The 14,932-nt window shown below is 61.1% G+C and carries 13 protein-coding genes and 1 pseudogene; 1 reads left to right on the top strand and 13 read right to left on the bottom strand.

The window, feature by feature from the left end:
* Positions 1-102: 102 nt before the first annotated feature.
* The 4 genes from rpoD to B552_RS0104545 form a co-directional block, all read right to left on the bottom strand.
* Entirely contained in the window at positions 103-1,953 is a 1,851-nt protein-coding gene (rpoD, locus tag B552_RS0104530) for an RNA polymerase sigma factor RpoD (RefSeq protein WP_019447825.1), read from the bottom strand.
* Positions 1,946-3,109 (bottom strand): DUF1275 domain-containing transporter, encoded by a 1,164-nt coding sequence (locus B552_RS0104535; protein ID WP_019447826.1) that lies wholly within the window; start codon positions 3,107-3,109, stop codon positions 1,946-1,948. Before B552_RS0104535 ends, rpoD begins: the two co-directional genes overlap by 8 nt.
* Before the next feature lie 61 nt (positions 3,110-3,170).
* Positions 3,171-3,986: a fused MFS/spermidine synthase gene (locus B552_RS0104540; protein WP_026035326.1), complete on the bottom strand. Its 816-nt coding sequence runs from the start codon at positions 3,984-3,986 to the stop codon at positions 3,171-3,173.
* Positions 3,987-4,015: 29 nt separating this feature from the next.
* Complete coding sequence (locus B552_RS0104545) at positions 4,016-4,267, bottom strand: HPr family phosphocarrier protein (protein WP_026035327.1); 252 nt, start codon at positions 4,265-4,267, stop codon at positions 4,016-4,018.
* Positions 4,268-4,427: 160 nt separating this feature from the next.
* On the opposite strand from B552_RS0104545, the gene B552_RS0104550 reads away from it, so the two are divergent.
* On the top strand, positions 4,428-4,610 hold the full coding sequence (locus tag B552_RS0104550) for a hypothetical protein (protein WP_019447829.1): 183 nt from the start codon (positions 4,428-4,430) through the stop codon (positions 4,608-4,610).
* Positions 4,611-4,651: 41 nt separating this feature from the next.
* Here B552_RS0104550 and B552_RS0104555 read toward each other — a convergent pair whose 3' ends face one another.
* The 9 genes and pseudogenes from B552_RS0104555 to B552_RS0104600 form a co-directional block, all read right to left on the bottom strand.
* Positions 4,652-5,164 (bottom strand): formate hydrogenlyase, encoded by a 513-nt coding sequence (locus B552_RS0104555; RefSeq protein WP_019447830.1) that lies wholly within the window; start codon positions 5,162-5,164, stop codon positions 4,652-4,654.
* A complete protein-coding gene (locus B552_RS0104560) occupies positions 5,164-6,708 on the bottom strand; it encodes an NADH-quinone oxidoreductase subunit C (RefSeq protein ID WP_019447831.1) in 1,545 nt (514 codons plus the stop codon). The genes B552_RS0104555 and B552_RS0104560 overlap by 1 nt, the downstream gene beginning before the upstream one ends.
* A 4-nt stretch (positions 6,709-6,712) precedes the next feature.
* Positions 6,713-8,167, bottom strand: coding sequence for a hydrogenase 4 subunit F (locus B552_RS0104565; protein ID WP_019447832.1), 1,455 nt, complete (start codon positions 8,165-8,167; stop codon positions 6,713-6,715).
* Between the two features lies 1 nt (position 8,168).
* Positions 8,169-8,828 carry a formate hydrogenlyase gene (locus tag B552_RS0104570; protein WP_019447833.1) on the bottom strand — a complete coding sequence of 220 codons (660 nt, stop codon included), beginning with the start codon at positions 8,826-8,828 and terminating at the stop codon, positions 8,169-8,171.
* A 1-nt stretch (position 8,829) separates the two neighbouring features.
* Positions 8,830-9,777 (bottom strand): NADH-quinone oxidoreductase subunit H, encoded by a 948-nt coding sequence (locus tag B552_RS0104575; protein ID WP_019447834.1) that lies wholly within the window; start codon positions 9,775-9,777, stop codon positions 8,830-8,832.
* A 10-nt stretch (positions 9,778-9,787) separates the two neighbouring features.
* Positions 9,788-11,812, bottom strand: coding sequence for a hydrogenase 4 subunit B (gene hyfB / locus B552_RS0104580; RefSeq protein WP_019447835.1), 2,025 nt, complete (start codon positions 11,810-11,812; stop codon positions 9,788-9,790).
* Between the two features lie 138 nt (positions 11,813-11,950).
* Positions 11,951-12,100: pseudogene (locus B552_RS29135) on the bottom strand (ribbon-helix-helix protein, CopG family); the annotation flags it as partial.
* A gap of 1,626 nt (positions 12,101-13,726) precedes the next feature.
* Positions 13,727-14,083, bottom strand: coding sequence for a transcriptional regulator (locus tag B552_RS0104595; RefSeq protein ID WP_019447838.1), 357 nt, complete (start codon positions 14,081-14,083; stop codon positions 13,727-13,729).
* Between the two features lie 5 nt (positions 14,084-14,088).
* Positions 14,089-14,391 carry a type II toxin-antitoxin system HigB family toxin gene (locus B552_RS0104600; RefSeq protein WP_026035328.1) on the bottom strand — a complete coding sequence of 101 codons (303 nt, stop codon included), beginning with the start codon at positions 14,389-14,391 and terminating at the stop codon, positions 14,089-14,091.
* Positions 14,392-14,932 lie beyond the last annotated feature (541 nt).

The raw sequence follows: 14,932 nt of genomic DNA on the forward strand, positions 1-14,932 counted from the left end.
TCCAGCGCGTCATCCTGTCTGCTGGTGACATGCATACGTGGCTTCTGATTGGTGCCAGCCACTCCTTCAGTAACCATGTGGAAATGAAGGCAATCGAAGGTCCTAATGGATATCGCGATGCGCATGCAGGCTAGGCGCGCGCTCGGGATGGCGTAGCTTGCGCAGCGCTTGGCGCTCGATCTGGCGTACACGCTCACGTGAAAGACCATACTGCTGGCCGATTTCCTCGAGTGTGTAGTCCGTGTCGGCATCCATGCCATATCGCATCCGTACGATCTTCGCTTCCCTGGGCGGCAGCGTTGCCAGGGCTTCGTCCAAGTCAACCCTGAGCGCTACACGCATGGCGGACTCCTCAGGCGAGAATGAACCTTCGTCGGACAACGTGTCCCACAGTAGGGCATCCCCGCTTTCGCCCACTGGCAATTCCAGCGAAAGGGGTTCCTTGACCAGATCCAGGATTGCCTTGACCTTCTTCTCGGAAAGGGAAAGACGCTTCGCCAGAGCCTCTGGGGTCGGCGCCGTCCCCGTTTCATGGAAGAGTTCGCGTGAGGCACGATTGAGTTTGCTCACAACCTCGACCAGGTGAATCGGAATCCGGATAGTCGGCCCCTTGTCAGAAATCGCACGGGTAATACCCTGACGAATCCACCAGGTGGCATATGTTGAGAACTTGTAGCCGCGACGGTAATCGAATCGATCCACGGCTCGCATCAGACCGAGATTGCCCTCCTGAATCAGATCCAGCAACGGCATCCCACGGTGAAGGTACTTCTTGGCGTTGGAAACGACGAGCCGGAGATTGGCCTTGATCATTTCGTCTCTGGCTGCCCGGGCTCTCGCCCGTGCCTTCGAGACACGCCGGCCAAGATCTTTCAGATCGCCCAGTGACAGGACCGCGCGATGCTCCAGGGCAATCATTTCCCGCTGGATCGCCTGAATCTCCGGGATGGCTTGCGCCAGCGCATCCACGTTACCACTGATGTGTGGTGCTGCCAGCGCCTCCGACCAGCAGAGATCGGTTTCGTGTCCCGGGAAGGTCTGTAGAAACCGCTCTCTGGCGACGCCGCACCGATCGATGACGATGCCGGCGATCCGGCGTTCCGCCAGTCGAATGGCGTCGACGCGGGTGGACAGTACCTGGCCGAGACGAGCCACAGCGGCGGCGCTGAAGTGGAAGACCGCCAACTCCTGGCGGATCGCAATCAGCGCATTGGCGGTGTCCGGCGTGGCTGCTCGCGTGCCGAAACAGGCTGACCATTCGACGAACCGCGCCCGAATGGTCGCCAGTCGCGCCAGCGCCTCACGCTGCATCATGGTTGGCGATTGCGCGGCCGCCGTCCTGGTAGACGCTGGGCCTGGCTCGTCCATGTCTATGTTCGCATCGCTGGGCTCTTGAGCATCGCTATCAACCTCATCCAGCCCGATCGTTGGCCCATTGACTGTGTTTGCCTCAGTACCTCCCCAATGGTCGATGAGGTCCTCGACATTCATCTCGCCCCGCTCGATCTCCTCTGCCATCGCGAGCAATTCGGAGACCACAAGCGGACACGACACCAATTCAGCGACCTTCTCGGTCACCGCGATTTCGTGCCGCCTGGCAATCGCCACCTCCTCGTCGCGCGTGAGCAACGGGATCGTCCCGATTTCACGCAGGTACAGTTGTACGGGGTCGGTCGTGCGCGTCGCTCGCCCATCGCTCTGCATGACAGCCGCTGCAGCGTCCTCGATGGCCGCTTCGTCCATGACCAGCGCGTCCGCACTCGCTTCGAGCCCGACGGTTTCGTTGGCCGGCGCCCGCTCAACGAGCGGAATGCCCAGTTCTTCCAGCACGCGCTGAATCTGTCCGACATCGCCGTCAGGCAGTGCGTCGCTCATCTCGCCGTGTGTCAGAAACCCACGTTCGCGGCCGAGGGCCACCAGTGCGACCAGGGGCTCAAGTTGCGTGCTATTCATGGAAGGTAAAGCCACCCGCCAAGTGCGGGAGCACAAGCGCGACCCCAATGGCGGAAAGGGTCCAGATCACAATAATCACCACCGCAGCCGCCCTGCTGATGGGCCGACGCGCGGCGCTTCTTGCCGCCGCGCGATGCTCCTCCATGACTTCTGCGGGAATCAGGCGGATGACGAGCAACACACCCAGCGGAACCAGCACGACATCGTCCAGATAACCAAGTACCGGGATGAAATCCGGAATAAGATCGATGGGCGATAGCGCGTAGGCGGCCACGACCAAGGCAAGGGCCTTTGCGTACCAAGGCGTGCGGGAGTCCCGCGCGGCCAGCCAGATGGCGTGGACATCTGCCTTGACCGTGCGGGCCCACTGGCGTGCCCGTGCACCGATGCGTGAGAGGAAATCCCGGTGCCAGACATGCAGCCTCACGTCGTCGAGCACCGGTACCACAGCCAGCGCGATCAATAGGGTCGCCAACGGCAGCGTGGCGCTGAACCCCACATGCTTGAATCCCAGCGCACCAGCCAGGCCACCGAAGAAAAACAGGCCGACAAGGGTGGCCAGGACACGCAGCTTTTGCCGGTTGGCGAGAACCAGAGGCTTCTCAGAGTCGGCCCTGGAGAGATTCCAATAGAAGAGCTTGCCGAGCTCGATGCCGATATCAGTCACCATGCCGGTCACATGCGTCGTCCGGATCTCGGCGTTCGATACCTTTGTCACCATGGCGTTCTGCAAACCCATGATGAAGCACAACACCATCACCGTGGCTGGCACGAATAGCCATTCGTGATGCTCGAGATTGCCCCCGAGGAGCCCAAAGCAAACCAGAAGCCCGGCCTCCAGCATCAGTGGCAAGGCGTACGTACTTTGCAGTTCCTCCCTGCGGCCCCAGTTGATGAGCACGGCCGAGCAAGCGGCCCCCGACAGAAACGAAAGCAAGGCGCCTAGACCGTCGAGCACGAGTCCGAGGCTGCCCAGTGCCAGGTTGTCAGCCATGGCAGACAGGATCCCGGACATGTGCGAGGTGTACTGCTGCACCGCCAGAAAGCCACCTGCGTTGGTCGCCCCGGCGACGAAGGCTAGATAGCGAGCCAGTTGCAGGTTAGTTTCGGGACTGCGGTCTTTCCCCGTCAGCCGGCGCAGGTATGGGATTGGCATGCTCGCCTTACGGGCAAAGGGTCTCAGGCATTTGTGGAGGCATGGTCGGCGGGCACCATGGCTATCTCGTTAACCGCTGCCAATAGGTATCGTCCGAGGCTAGGCGTTTGCCTCGCTTCAGCCGGCCGGCCGCCGAGCGCAAGTTCAGGGGATGTGTGGTCTCGAGCAAGCGCGCGCGCGTGACCAGCGTATCCAGCGACGGGAGATTGCACGCCCCCTTCCACGCAATCAACGTGTAATTGCAACTGTCCTCGGTCAGCGACACCGAAAACGCATCCCCGAACACGGCGCGAATTTCTTCCAGGTAGAAGGGAATATCCTTGTCGTTCTCCAGAAAATTGGCGACCAGGACACCATCCTCGGCAAGCCGTGCGTGGCAGGCCGAGTAGAACGCCACGGTTCCAAGTTGCGCAGGCATGCCGCGTGCCAGGAACCCATCCACCAGAATGACATCCGGACGTGCGTCCTGGCCTCTGACATACTCGGCGCCATCCGCGCAGATGACCTCGAATCGGTCGTCATCCGGAGGAATCTGGAACCTGTCGCGCAAGGCAATCACCGCCGGATCAATCTCGATAGCCACCACCTTGGTAGTGGGAAGATGGTGGTAGCAGTATTTGGCAAGGGAGCCGCCACCCAGGCCGATCATGGAAATCCGCGACGGCGTCGGCTGCAGCAGCAGAAAGCTCATCATCGTTCGCGTGTAGCCAAGCACCAGCTTGTTGGGATCGCGCACGGACATGAAGCTCTGCGTCGCATGCATGTCGAAATGGAGCGAAATTGCCTGCTCTGTCTCCAGCACCACTGGCTTCCCATCCTTGGTGACCGTGGCAAGAAACCGTAGATATTCTCTGACAGAGGCGCGTTGGGAATTCATCTGATACTCGGTCTGGGCTTACATGTGGCTCAGGCTGCCAGCAGGGTTGCCAGCAACTTCACGGCGGCAGCCTCATCCGGACCGGTGGCCTGCACCCGCACCCGGGTACCCGCGCGCGCGGAGAACCGCATTACCTGCATCACGTCCTTGGCGTTCACAAAGCAGACATCGTTGACCAGCAGTACATCACTCTGGAATTGATTGGCCGCATGGGCCAGCCGTGCCGAGCCCCGGCCTTGCAAGCCAACTCGGCAGGTCACCTCAATCGTAGCTTCTACCACCGCACCCTCAAGCTTGGCCCTACCCCTGGACCGCTGGCGCCGAAGCCCCGAGGCGAGACACCGAGGTCAATTCCCCCAGCCCCCCTCACGAGATTCACACGCCACAGCCTAGTTGTATATTATGATAATGCTATTATCATACAATACTTCTCCAACACACATGGAATCCAAGACTGCCCGACTCACTGTGCTGATCGATCCGGTGAAGAAAAGTGCCTTCGAGTCACTCTGCGCGGCGCAAGATCAAACGCCGTCGCAAGTGGTGCGGCAGCTCATTCGCGAGTATCTGAATCGGCACGGCGTCGACTATGCAACCCGCCCCAAGGTCGGGGAGATCGCCTGACACAACAGGACAATATGTAATGGCTGTGCGACAGCGGCAGATCAACCGCGATAGCGCCGTACCGCGCCGAGAATGCCGCGCAGGATTTCGACCGGCGGTGGCGGGCAGCCTGGCACCATGACGTCCACCGGAATGACGTTGGCAACGCGGCCGCAACTCGCGTAGCTTTCGCCGAAGATGCCACCAGTACACCCGCAGTCGCCCACGGCAACCACCAGTTTTGGTCCGGGCGTAGCCTCGTAGGTGCGCCGCAAGGCTTCCTCCATGTGGCGGGAGACAGGTCCGGTTACAAGCAGCATATCGGCATGTCGCGGGCTGGCGACGAACCTGATGCCGAGTCCTTCGATGTTGTAGTAGGGATTCCCCAGCGCGTGGATTTCAAGCTCACAGCCATTGCAGGAGCCCGCATCGACCTGACGGATAGTCAGCGCACGACCGAGGATTTCAAGCAGATCCTCGTGAATGCGGGCCATCGCGGTGTCATCGACACCGCCGTGCGGCGCAGGCTCGGTAAGAATTCCAGTACGCGCGATCTGCTTCAGTATTCGCCACATCAGAGGTCGTGCCCCGCATAGCTGAGGTTGAAGGACTTGTTGATCAGCGGAAAATCCGGAACGATGTTGCCGATGATGGCGTGCTCAAGCGCCGGCCAGTTCTGCCACGATGGGTCGTGGCAATGACAGCGCAGGATGCGGCCGTCAGCCGAGAGTTCGAGCGCGACGAGGACTTCGCCACGCCACCCTTCCACCCACCCTGCGCCAATGGCGCCGTTGCCCGGTAACTGCAGCGCGCCGCAAGTTGCCCCGTCTGGCAGTCCGGCGCAGATTGCGCGAATCAGCCGTAGCGATTCAAGGGCCTCGTCAAAGCGTACCGCCACGCGTGCAGCCACATCGCCGACACTATGCGTGACGATCCTCACGGCCAGGCTTTCGTAGGGCAACCACGCGTGTTCGCAGCGCAGGTCCGCAGCCTGGCCGCTGGCACGGCCCGCCAATCCCGCGAGCCCGAGTTGGGCTGCCAGCGACGGAGGGATCCGGCCGGTGCCGAGAAAGCGGTCCTGCAGACCGGCATGCTCTTCGTAAATGGCACGCAGCGCGCGCAGCTCCCGTTCAATGTCGTCGCACTGCCGGCACAGGCGCTCTTGCATGTCTGACGACACGTCGATCGCCACCCCGCCCGGCACCACCACATCCATCATCAGGCGATGGCCGAATACTTCCCCCGACAAGCGCTGCCAGTCCTCGCGCAAGCGCGAAAACTGCGCGAGCCCAAATGCCAGTCCAGCATCATTACCCAGCGCGCCGAGGTCGCCCAGGTGGTTGGCCACCCGCTCGCGCTCGAGCATCAGCGCGCGTAACCACCCAGCGCGCGCCGGCAGCGTGACGCCGCATGCCGATTCGAGCGCCATGCAGTAGGCCCAGGCGTACGCTACCGTGGAATCACCCGACACCCGGCCTGCCAACCGATAGGCTTCGGTCGGTGCGAGTTCGGCAAATCGCCGCTCGATCCCTTTGTGCGTGTAACCCAGCCGCTCTTCCAGCCGCAGTACCTTTTCTCCGACCACGGAAAAGCGGAAATGTCCGGGCTCGATGATGCCCGCGTGCACTGGCCCCACCGCGATCTCATGCACGCCATCCCCTTCAACGCGGACAAACGCGTAGGCGGCGGGAAGCATGCCTGCAGTGTTTGCGTGCCCCGGCCCGCCTTGTTGCAATGGACGCGCCCCCTGCGGCCACAGGCCATGGTCAAGCCACGGCCGGGAGTCGTGGGCCCCTTCCACGGGGATGCCAGACAGATCGGTCATGGCGCGCTGCATCCGGGCGGCACAGGGAAAAATGCCCGCCAGATCGGGCACCTCACATGCACTGTCACGCTGGAGTTCGAGCCAGACGAGCCCATGCGGCAGCGCATAGGCGGCACATGCCGTCGCACTTGCTCCTTCGTCGCGCTCCACGCCCCATACCGCTACCAGGCGTCCGCCCGCATTCGCCACGGCACGTGCAATGTCCAGCCAGGCATCCTGACCAACGCGCCCATACCATATCGGCAACGGTGCCGGCAGGCGCTCAAGCTCGATACCAAGATCAGGTTGCGTCATGGGTTCATCCCCCCAGCATTGCGGCCGCCTGCCTGTACCAGCCATCGAGATAAGGCGGAATATAGAGCCCTGCCACCAGCCCAAGCCCAAGATGCAGGAACACCGGGACCAACGCCGGCGGATGCGCCAGTGGCTTGAGCTCGGTGTCGCCGAACACCATTGGCTGCACGCGACTGAAGATCGATGCGAAGGCTACGCCGAGCGCGATCAACAGGAACGGCGTCGCCCACGCATGCTCGCGCATGGCGGTGGTGACGATCAGGAATTCGCTGGCAAATACACCGAACGGCGGCATGCCGAGGATGGCCAGCGCGCCCAGCATCAGGCCCCAACCCACCGTGGGACTGACGCGAATCAGTCCGCGGATGTCGTCCATGATCTGCGTACCCGCCTTCTGTGCGGCATGACCGACGGCATAGAAGATCGCCGACTTGACCAGCGAATGCATCGTCATGTGCAGCAGACCGGCATAACTGGCGATCGGCCCGCCCATGCCGAAAGCAAAGGTAATCAGGCCCATATGCTCGATCGACGAATACGCGAACATGCGCTTGACGTCGCGCTGACGAATCACGAAGAACACGGCCGTCACTACCGAGAGCAGGCCAAATCCCATCATGAGGTAGCCGGTAAGATGACTGCCCACCGCCGCGTCCGTCAGCATCTTGCAACGCAGCACCGCGTAGAGTGCGACATTGAGCAGCAGGCCGGACAACACGGCAGACACCGGCGTCGGCCCCTCTGCATGCGCATCGGGCAGCCAGTTGTGCAGTGGAACCAACCCCACCTTGGTGCCGTAGCCGATGAAGAGAAAAGCGAAGGCCAGTGTGATGATATTGGGGTCCAATTGCCCCTTTACCGCATCGAGGCTGGTCCACAGCAACGCGCCGCCCTCGGCACCGACCACTCTCTCCGCTGCCATATAGAGCATCACCGTCCCAAACAGCGCCTGAGCGATACCGACCCCGCACAGGATGAAGTACTTCCACGCTGCTTCCAGGCTGGCCGCGGTGCGATAGACACTAACCAATAGCACCGTTGTCAGGGTGGCGGCTTCCATTGCCACCCACAGGATGCCGAGATTGTTAGTGGTCAGCGCCAGCAGCATCGTGAACGTAAACAACTGGTACATGCTGTGGTACAGGCGCAGGCGGGGCGGCGTCATCTTGCCGTGATCGCGTTCCACTCGCATGTATGGCCGCGAGAAAACCGAGGTGGTAAACCCGACAAAGGCGGTCAGCGCCACCAGGAAGACGTTCAGGGAGTCGATGTAGAACTCGCGCTGCCACACCAGCAAGGGCCCATCCGAGACGACCGTCACCGCCAGTACGCAAGCCGCAGCGAAGGTGCCCAGGCTGAACGCAACATTGATGTCGCGTGCCCGATCGCTATGCCCGAAAAGCGCCAGCACCATGCCGCCGGCGAGCGGAGTTGCGAGCAGGAGCGCGAGCGCCGTCACGTCAATCCTCCTTCAGTTGCTCCAGATTCCGGATGTCCAGGCTGTCGAACTGCGCCCGGATCTGGAACATGAACACGCCCAGAATCAGCACCCCGATCAGGACATCCAGTGCAATACCCAGCTCGACTACCATCGGCATTCCGTAGGTGGCCGCAGTGGCGGCAAAGAACAGCCCGTTTTCCATCGACAGGAAACCGATCACCTGCGGCACAGCCTTGGAGCGCGTGATCATCATCAGGAAAGACAGCAACACGCAAGCCAGCGCGATGCCGAGCGTGCCGCTGGCCAGCTTGAGCGACATTTGCGAGATCGGCATGGCCAAATTGAACGCGAAGATCACCACGAGGATGCCAATCAGCATGATGGTGGGAATATTGATCAGCGTTTCAATATCCCAGCGGATCTGCAACCGGTCGATGATCCGGTGCAGCAGGTACGGAATCAACAGCACCTTGAGCACCAGCGTGAGCGCCGCCGACAGGTACAGGTGCGGCTGGGTGGTGACATAGCCGACCACCGCCGTCGCCAGGGCCAATGTCATGCCCTGAAGCGTAAACAGGTGAATCAGCGACAGGATGCGGCGCTGCGAGATCATCGCAAAGGCAAGTATCAACAGCACCGCGCCAAGCAGGTTGACGAACTGAGTCAGCAGCGCGCTCATATCAGTGGACCAGAAGCAGATGCACCAGCAGGCCGATCACTGCCAGCAGGAAGGCGGTGGCGAGAAACTCTGGCACGCGAAAGATCCGCATCTTGGCGTTGGCCGTCTCCAGCACCGCCAGCAAGAACCCGCCCAACGTCAGCTTGAGCACCAGCGCCGGCAATGCCAGCAGTATTGACAGCGGTGCGTCTGCCTCGCCCACGCCCCAGGGGATGAACAGTGCCAGCCCGATGCAGGAGTAGGCAAACAGCTTCAGGCTGGCTGCCCACTCAAGCAGCGCCAGATGTCGACCCGAGTATTCCAGGATCAGGGACTCATGGATCATGGTCAGTTCCAGGTGGGTAGCGGGATTGTCCACGGGCACGCGCGCGTTCTCGGCCAGCGACACCATGGTGAACGCGACGCCGGCGAAGGCCATGCCCGGATAGATCGCCAACTCGCGATGCGCCAGCGTCTCGACCATGGTGGCGAGCGAGGTCGAGCGGGAGATCAGGGACGCCGAGAACAGCACCATCAACAAGGCCGGCTCCGCCAGGAAGCCGATCAGCATCTCGCGGCGAGCGCCCATCGTGCCGAAAGCGGTGCCAATATCCATTGCGGCCAGCGAGATGAACACCCGTGCCAGCGCGAACAGGCCCACCAGGGCGATGGCGTCGGCGGCCGGTGCCAGTGGCAGGTCGGTGGACAAGGTAGGGATGATGGAGCACGCCAGCGCCATGCAGCCAAATACCACGTAGGGGGTAGCACGGAAAAGCGGCGAGGCATTGTCGGCCATCACCGATTCCTTGTTGAACAGCTTGTGCAGCATGCGATAGGGCTGCCAGAGGCTTGGCGCAGATCTATTCTGCAGCCAGGCACGCCACGCATTGACCCAGCCCAGAAGCAGCGGTGCCAGGGCAATCGAGATCACGATCTCCAGCAGTTGCGACAGCAGGCCAGTTGCGCTCATCGGTATCGCCTCACTGCATTACCGCCAGCAGCACGGCAATCAACGTCAGGAAACTGTACAGCAGGTACGCGGAAATCCGCCCCTGCTGAATCACGCCAAGCACTCGCGCCAGGAACGAGGCCAGCCCGATAACCGGCATATACAGCCAGCGCCAGAACTGGTCCGCCACCGTCACGCGATATTGCGGGTGTTCGTCGAACGGAGTCGGCAGGTCTCGGCGAATCAGGAAGAAGGGCTCGAAGATCTGCCGAATCGGCTGGCCGAAGCCCTCCGCGGTGTCCTGCATGCGCGCGGTACCCCACGGGAAGCCGCAGGCCCATGCTGCACTCCTGCGCAGCCGGCCATGGTAGAAGCCGCGCACAAGTAGATAAGCAAGCGCGAAGCTGGCAAGGATACCGAGCAGGAAGATGATCGGACCATAGCTGGCCTGCTCCGGGCTGATCGGTGCGAGCAGCCAGCCACTCGTCGCGACGCGTGCGCCGAGACCACTGTCGACCAGTTGCTGCGTCACCGCATCGATCAAACGGATGAACTGTGATGGCAATAGCCCCAGCGCGACGCTTCCAAGCGCCAGCCATAGCATGCCGGCACGCTCCCAGCCGCCCGCGTCCCGCGCGCCACTGAGCCTGGGCTCGCGCGGCAGGCCGAGAAAGATCACGCCGAAGAACTTGACCATCGTGTAGCCGGCCAGGGCCGCCACCAACGCAATCAACGCTGCCACAACTGGGATCAGCATGGTCAACAACGGCACCGGCAGGCCAGTTGTGAACAGAAAGCTCTGCAAGAGCAACCACTCCGAGACAAAGCCGCCCAGCGGCGGCAGGCCGGCGCTAGTCAGCACGCCCACCAGCGTGAGCCAGCCCACCCATGGCATCGGCCGTATCAGCCCTCCCAGCTTGCCGAGGCTGCGCTCGGAGGTGGCATGCAATACGCTGCCAGTACCAAGGAAAAGCAGGCTTTTGAAGAAGGCGTGGCCGGCCACGTGGTAGAGCGCGGCGGTCAAGGCCAGCGCGGCCAATGGCTTCATGCCGTAGGCCGAAAAAATCAGCGTGAGGCCGATGGCGACGAACAACAAACCCATGTTCTCTATCGACGAGTAAGCCAGCAGCCGCTTCATGTCGGTCTGGACCGCAGCAAACACCACGCCGTACAGCGCGGTCGCCAGGCCGAACGCCAACAGCAGCCCACCCCACCACCACAGATGCACGTGCGTCAGGTCAAAAACCACGCGCAAGAGACCATAAATGGCTGTATTGAGCATAACGCCGCTCATCATTGCCGACACCGGAGACGGTGCGGCAGGGTGCGCTTCAGGTAGCCACACATGCAATGGCAGCAAACCAGCCTTGGTCCCAAAGCCAAACATTGCAAGCAGGAACGCCACCGACGCCCAGAACGGCGTCAGCGCCTGGGCTCGCATGTTCGCGAAGGTATAGTCGCCGGTGTTGGCCTGCAGGACGCCAAAGCACAACAGGACTGCGATGGCACCGATGTGTGCCATGGTGATGTACAGGTAGCCGGCACTGCGGACTTCAGCGATACGGTGGTTTGCGGTCACCAGGAAGAACGATGACAACGCCATGGTTTCCCACATCACCATGAACGCGTAAGCATCGTCGGCCAGCACGACGCCAGCCATACTGGCCAGGAACAGGTGGTACTCCAGGCATAGCAGTCCGGGCGGTGTGCCCTCGCCCTGGCGAAAGTAGCCAGCCGCAAACGCGGAAATTCCAGCCGCCGCGGCACCGATCACCATCAGGAAATAAGCGGACAGACTATCGAGCCGAAGATGGAAAGGCAGGCCCGGCAGCCCGATCGGCAGTACTGCCACTTCGGCGCTGCCGCCTAGCGCGGCAAGAGCCAGTGCGCCAAGCACCAGCCCGAGCAAACCGCCGAGCGGAAAGAGCAGGCGCGACACAAGCGCCAGATGGTGCAGTGCGAGCACGCCCGCAGCCCCGACCAGCAGCCAGGCGGCCGCGACGACGAGCATCCAGTCGAGCAACAACCACTGTCCGACTGCAGGCACGCCGTGCACGACTCAGGCTCCGCGGCGAACTGTGCGCCGCCGGGCAGGCGCAGTCGTTTCGCGCTGCGACGACTTCTTCCTGGCAGGCCTGCTGTCGCCGGCCGCCTTGCCCGCAACCGCCTCGTCCAGGTTCAAGCCGCTGGGCACATATTCAACGCCGTGCTGAGCCAGGTAGTCGCGAATGAGCTGACGTATCACCTGCGACGCCGTCCGGTCCTGCTGCGCGCACAGGGACTCGAAGGCTGCCTTCTTGTTCGGGTCGATCAGGATCGTGAGCCGGGCCGTCTTGAGTTCCATGGTGCCTCGCATTGCAATACCATGATCATATGCGTCACATAATAGTGCCACGTCGGGTGAAATACCAAGCCGCGTTGGCACTAGCCGAGAAGATTGCATTGTCATGCTCCGTACCGTACTTATGGGTCCGCTTTCTGATGCGTTGCCGCCATTCGGACAAGCCAAGTAAGTGACTGTGAAGGGTCGGTCAGAGACAGCAGAGGGGCGTTCGTCGGCATTCCGACCGTCTAGTTGCGGGGCGGCCCGCAGAGTACATGGACCCAGTGACGGGGAAGACGTGGACAGGCCAGGGACGTCGCCCCAGATGGCTCGAAGGTCGGGAAGATGCGTACAGAATCGGGGGCCTCTGTAGGCGTCCTCCTGGTACACGCCTACAGTTCGAAACTTGTCCTATATTTTGAGGTAGCAGATGGCGGATCGCCCCGAGCCGGAGCGCGGAAACACAATCCGGCAGCGCCGAGAATTTTCAGCGGGCAAGGCCCCCCGGGATGGTCATCGCCAGCGGCGCAAGAATTCTGCAAGCCTTAGAGCCGGCGCGCCTTTCCGGGCGATTTCACCGACATTTGCAGAACTCTTTCTAGGGCTTTGCACAACTCTGTCCCGGGACGGCAGAGCCGCCGATGTAGCGAAACAATAAAGGCTGAGAAATCCTTTCAACAAAGGCGAAGATTCAAAAAATCCATTCTCAATCAATACTTTGGCGTCATGTGGAAGATGCTCGCCGCGGCATGAGGTTCGGAGGGCACTTCCGACGCTGCGACAATAAAACCTGAGAAATGGCCGGCCTAGTCACCACAGTCATCTTCGGCAAAGTAGTCGCCGAGCGAAGGCACCACCGGGCGAGAATCGTTGCGCTCGTCAATGGGTGGCTTCGGCCACCGCTCTCGTTCCCGTCATGAGCACCTGAATCGGCTATACCGAGGATGCAAAAACACCCTCAATTCCAAGCCGAGCAAGCCACCGCTCTCCACTTCTGCCAATCTCCCAGCCTCGGCTGGGCCGATTTTGAAATGGCCAGGCGGCGAGACACCGCTTTTGCCGACAATCCGAAGGCTGCTGCCACCCGGCAATCGCCTCGTAGAACCGCTGAGCCCGTCGGCAGAGAACGGTAGTCGGGCCGAGGCTTGGATCGCCCGACACATCAACCTCGGCGAGGATATTGCAACGGCGCGAACCAATACCTTCGATGATCGCTGGCCTCTAAACCCGGGAGACCAAATTCGTATCCCCAAGTCGACGCCGCCGCTTCTTCGGGTTGTGTTGACTGCGACTGACAGCCAGATCGTCGTCACAGAGCTAGATGGCAAGCGGACCTATGTTCGTACAGCTAGACGCCCGGCGTAACAGGGGGACTGTAGAGGGGAGTCCAGGGCTCGAGCAACTGTCAAGCTCGTTCACGACGCCTTATGTCGACTCTCACTATGGGCCGCATCGCGGTCGGGCAACCAGGAAAGCAATCGACGGGAGCAAACACGGCGCCTCCCCGCGCCGGATACTCCCGGTTCAACCGCCTAACGCGTGCCCTCCCTGGTTGCCCATCACCCCCAGATTGCAGAACTCCGCATACACCGTGGCCGCGTAGTTGATGAGGATCGAGACTTTCTCCGCAGTCATCATGCTTTTCCGTTATCCGATGAGTACTTCAGCGGGGATATGCAGTTCGCGGTTCAGACGTCGAATCATTGAAAGGCTTAGCCCGCGTTTCCGGTTGAGGACTTCGTAGACCCGGTTCAGGTTGCCGATATACGGCTGCATGTCGGCGGCCGACAGTCCAGCCTGCTCCATGCGGAACTTGATCGCCTCGATGGGATCGGGAAGACCCAGCGGAAAATGTTCAGCCTCGTAACGCTCGACCAATGTCGCGATGACCTCCAGGCGGTCCCCTTCTGATGTGCCCGGTGCCGGATCGACATCAACCAGGCCGGATACGATCTTCAACGCTTCCTGGTAGTCGCGCTCGTTGTGAATTGGGCGGATTTCCATCTTTGCTACTCCAGTTCTACAGTCTCAGCATCGATCCTGTCGTACTCGCCATGAGTTCCGACGAACTTGATGTAGACGACACCGACGCGGTAGGCGACTGCTACGACGAGTTGGTAGTCGTTGCCCTTGATGTTGAATACCACCCGGTTTCGCCCGACAAAGCTCGCCGTCGAAACTCTCGCATTAATGTACTGCGGAGTCATCCGGATGGCCTTAATGGCTTCTTCGTGCCACGCCAGTATCGACTGGCGTGCAATCGGATGCTTATCGCAGAACGCCAGGAGGACTTTCTTCGCAATGACTCTCATGGACATGAGAGTAGTCCCATTTTGGGACCATGCGCAAGCACCTCGTCTAGCACACAAGTTCCCGCGCCAGTTACGAGATCTTTTCCTCCCAAAATGGGCAAAATGGCTTTGCGTGCACCGCAACTCCTGACTCCATAGGAAAACGGGCGGTATGGCGCGTTGTCAGACCCGCCGCTGGCTACACAGTCGCATTGATGCCTTACTGCGTAGGCGCGATCCGCAGGGTTTGCTTCACGCGTCGCACACCGTACTCTGTCTCGGGGAAGTCATTCCAGATCAATGGCCTATTTTCCCCATCGGTGACGCTCGCCACGACATGAGGCCGAGAGACCAGATCCGGCGCTGCGACAATATAACCAGAGAAATGGTAGGCCTAGCCTAGCAGGTGCGTGGGGCAAGAGGCTGTTGAGGAGATGACAACATCCAGATGGCGCTTACCGGCCAGTAGCGGCCATTTAGTGAACTCGTTCGCATGGTCAGGAGATAGCTCCTTTTCGGTCATCCATAGGCAACGAGACAATTGCAAGTAACCGTTTGCCGC

Source organism: Cupriavidus sp. BIS7 (assembly GCF_000292345.1).
In the GTDB taxonomy this organism is placed as follows: domain Bacteria; phylum Pseudomonadota; class Gammaproteobacteria; order Burkholderiales; family Burkholderiaceae; genus Cupriavidus.

Excerpts from the sequence above, each read along its gene's own strand:
- rpoD (WP_019447825.1), bottom strand. The coding sequence starts at position 1,953 with ATGAATAGCACGCAACTTGAGCCCCTGGTCGCACTGGTGGCCCTCGGC.
- B552_RS0104535 (WP_019447826.1), bottom strand. The coding sequence starts at position 3,109 with ATGCCAATCCCATACCTGCGCCGGCTGACGGGGAAAGACCGCAGTCCC.
- B552_RS0104540 (WP_026035326.1), bottom strand. The coding sequence starts at position 3,986 with ATGAATTCCCAACGCGCCTCTGTCAGAGAATATCTACGGTTTCTTGCC.
- B552_RS0104550 (WP_019447829.1), top strand. The coding sequence starts at position 4,428 with ATGGAATCCAAGACTGCCCGACTCACTGTGCTGATCGATCCGGTGAAG.
- B552_RS0104555 (WP_019447830.1), bottom strand. The coding sequence starts at position 5,164 with ATGTGGCGAATACTGAAGCAGATCGCGCGTACTGGAATTCTTACCGAG.
- B552_RS0104560 (WP_019447831.1), bottom strand. The coding sequence starts at position 6,708 with ATGACGCAACCTGATCTTGGTATCGAGCTTGAGCGCCTGCCGGCACCG.
- B552_RS0104570 (WP_019447833.1), bottom strand. The coding sequence starts at position 8,828 with ATGAGCGCGCTGCTGACTCAGTTCGTCAACCTGCTTGGCGCGGTGCTG.
- B552_RS0104575 (WP_019447834.1), bottom strand. The coding sequence starts at position 9,777 with ATGAGCGCAACTGGCCTGCTGTCGCAACTGCTGGAGATCGTGATCTCG.
- B552_RS0104595 (WP_019447838.1), bottom strand. The coding sequence starts at position 14,083 with ATGGAAATCCGCCCAATTCACAACGAGCGCGACTACCAGGAAGCGTTG.
- B552_RS0104600 (WP_026035328.1), bottom strand. The coding sequence starts at position 14,391 with ATGAGAGTCATTGCGAAGAAAGTCCTCCTGGCGTTCTGCGATAAGCAT.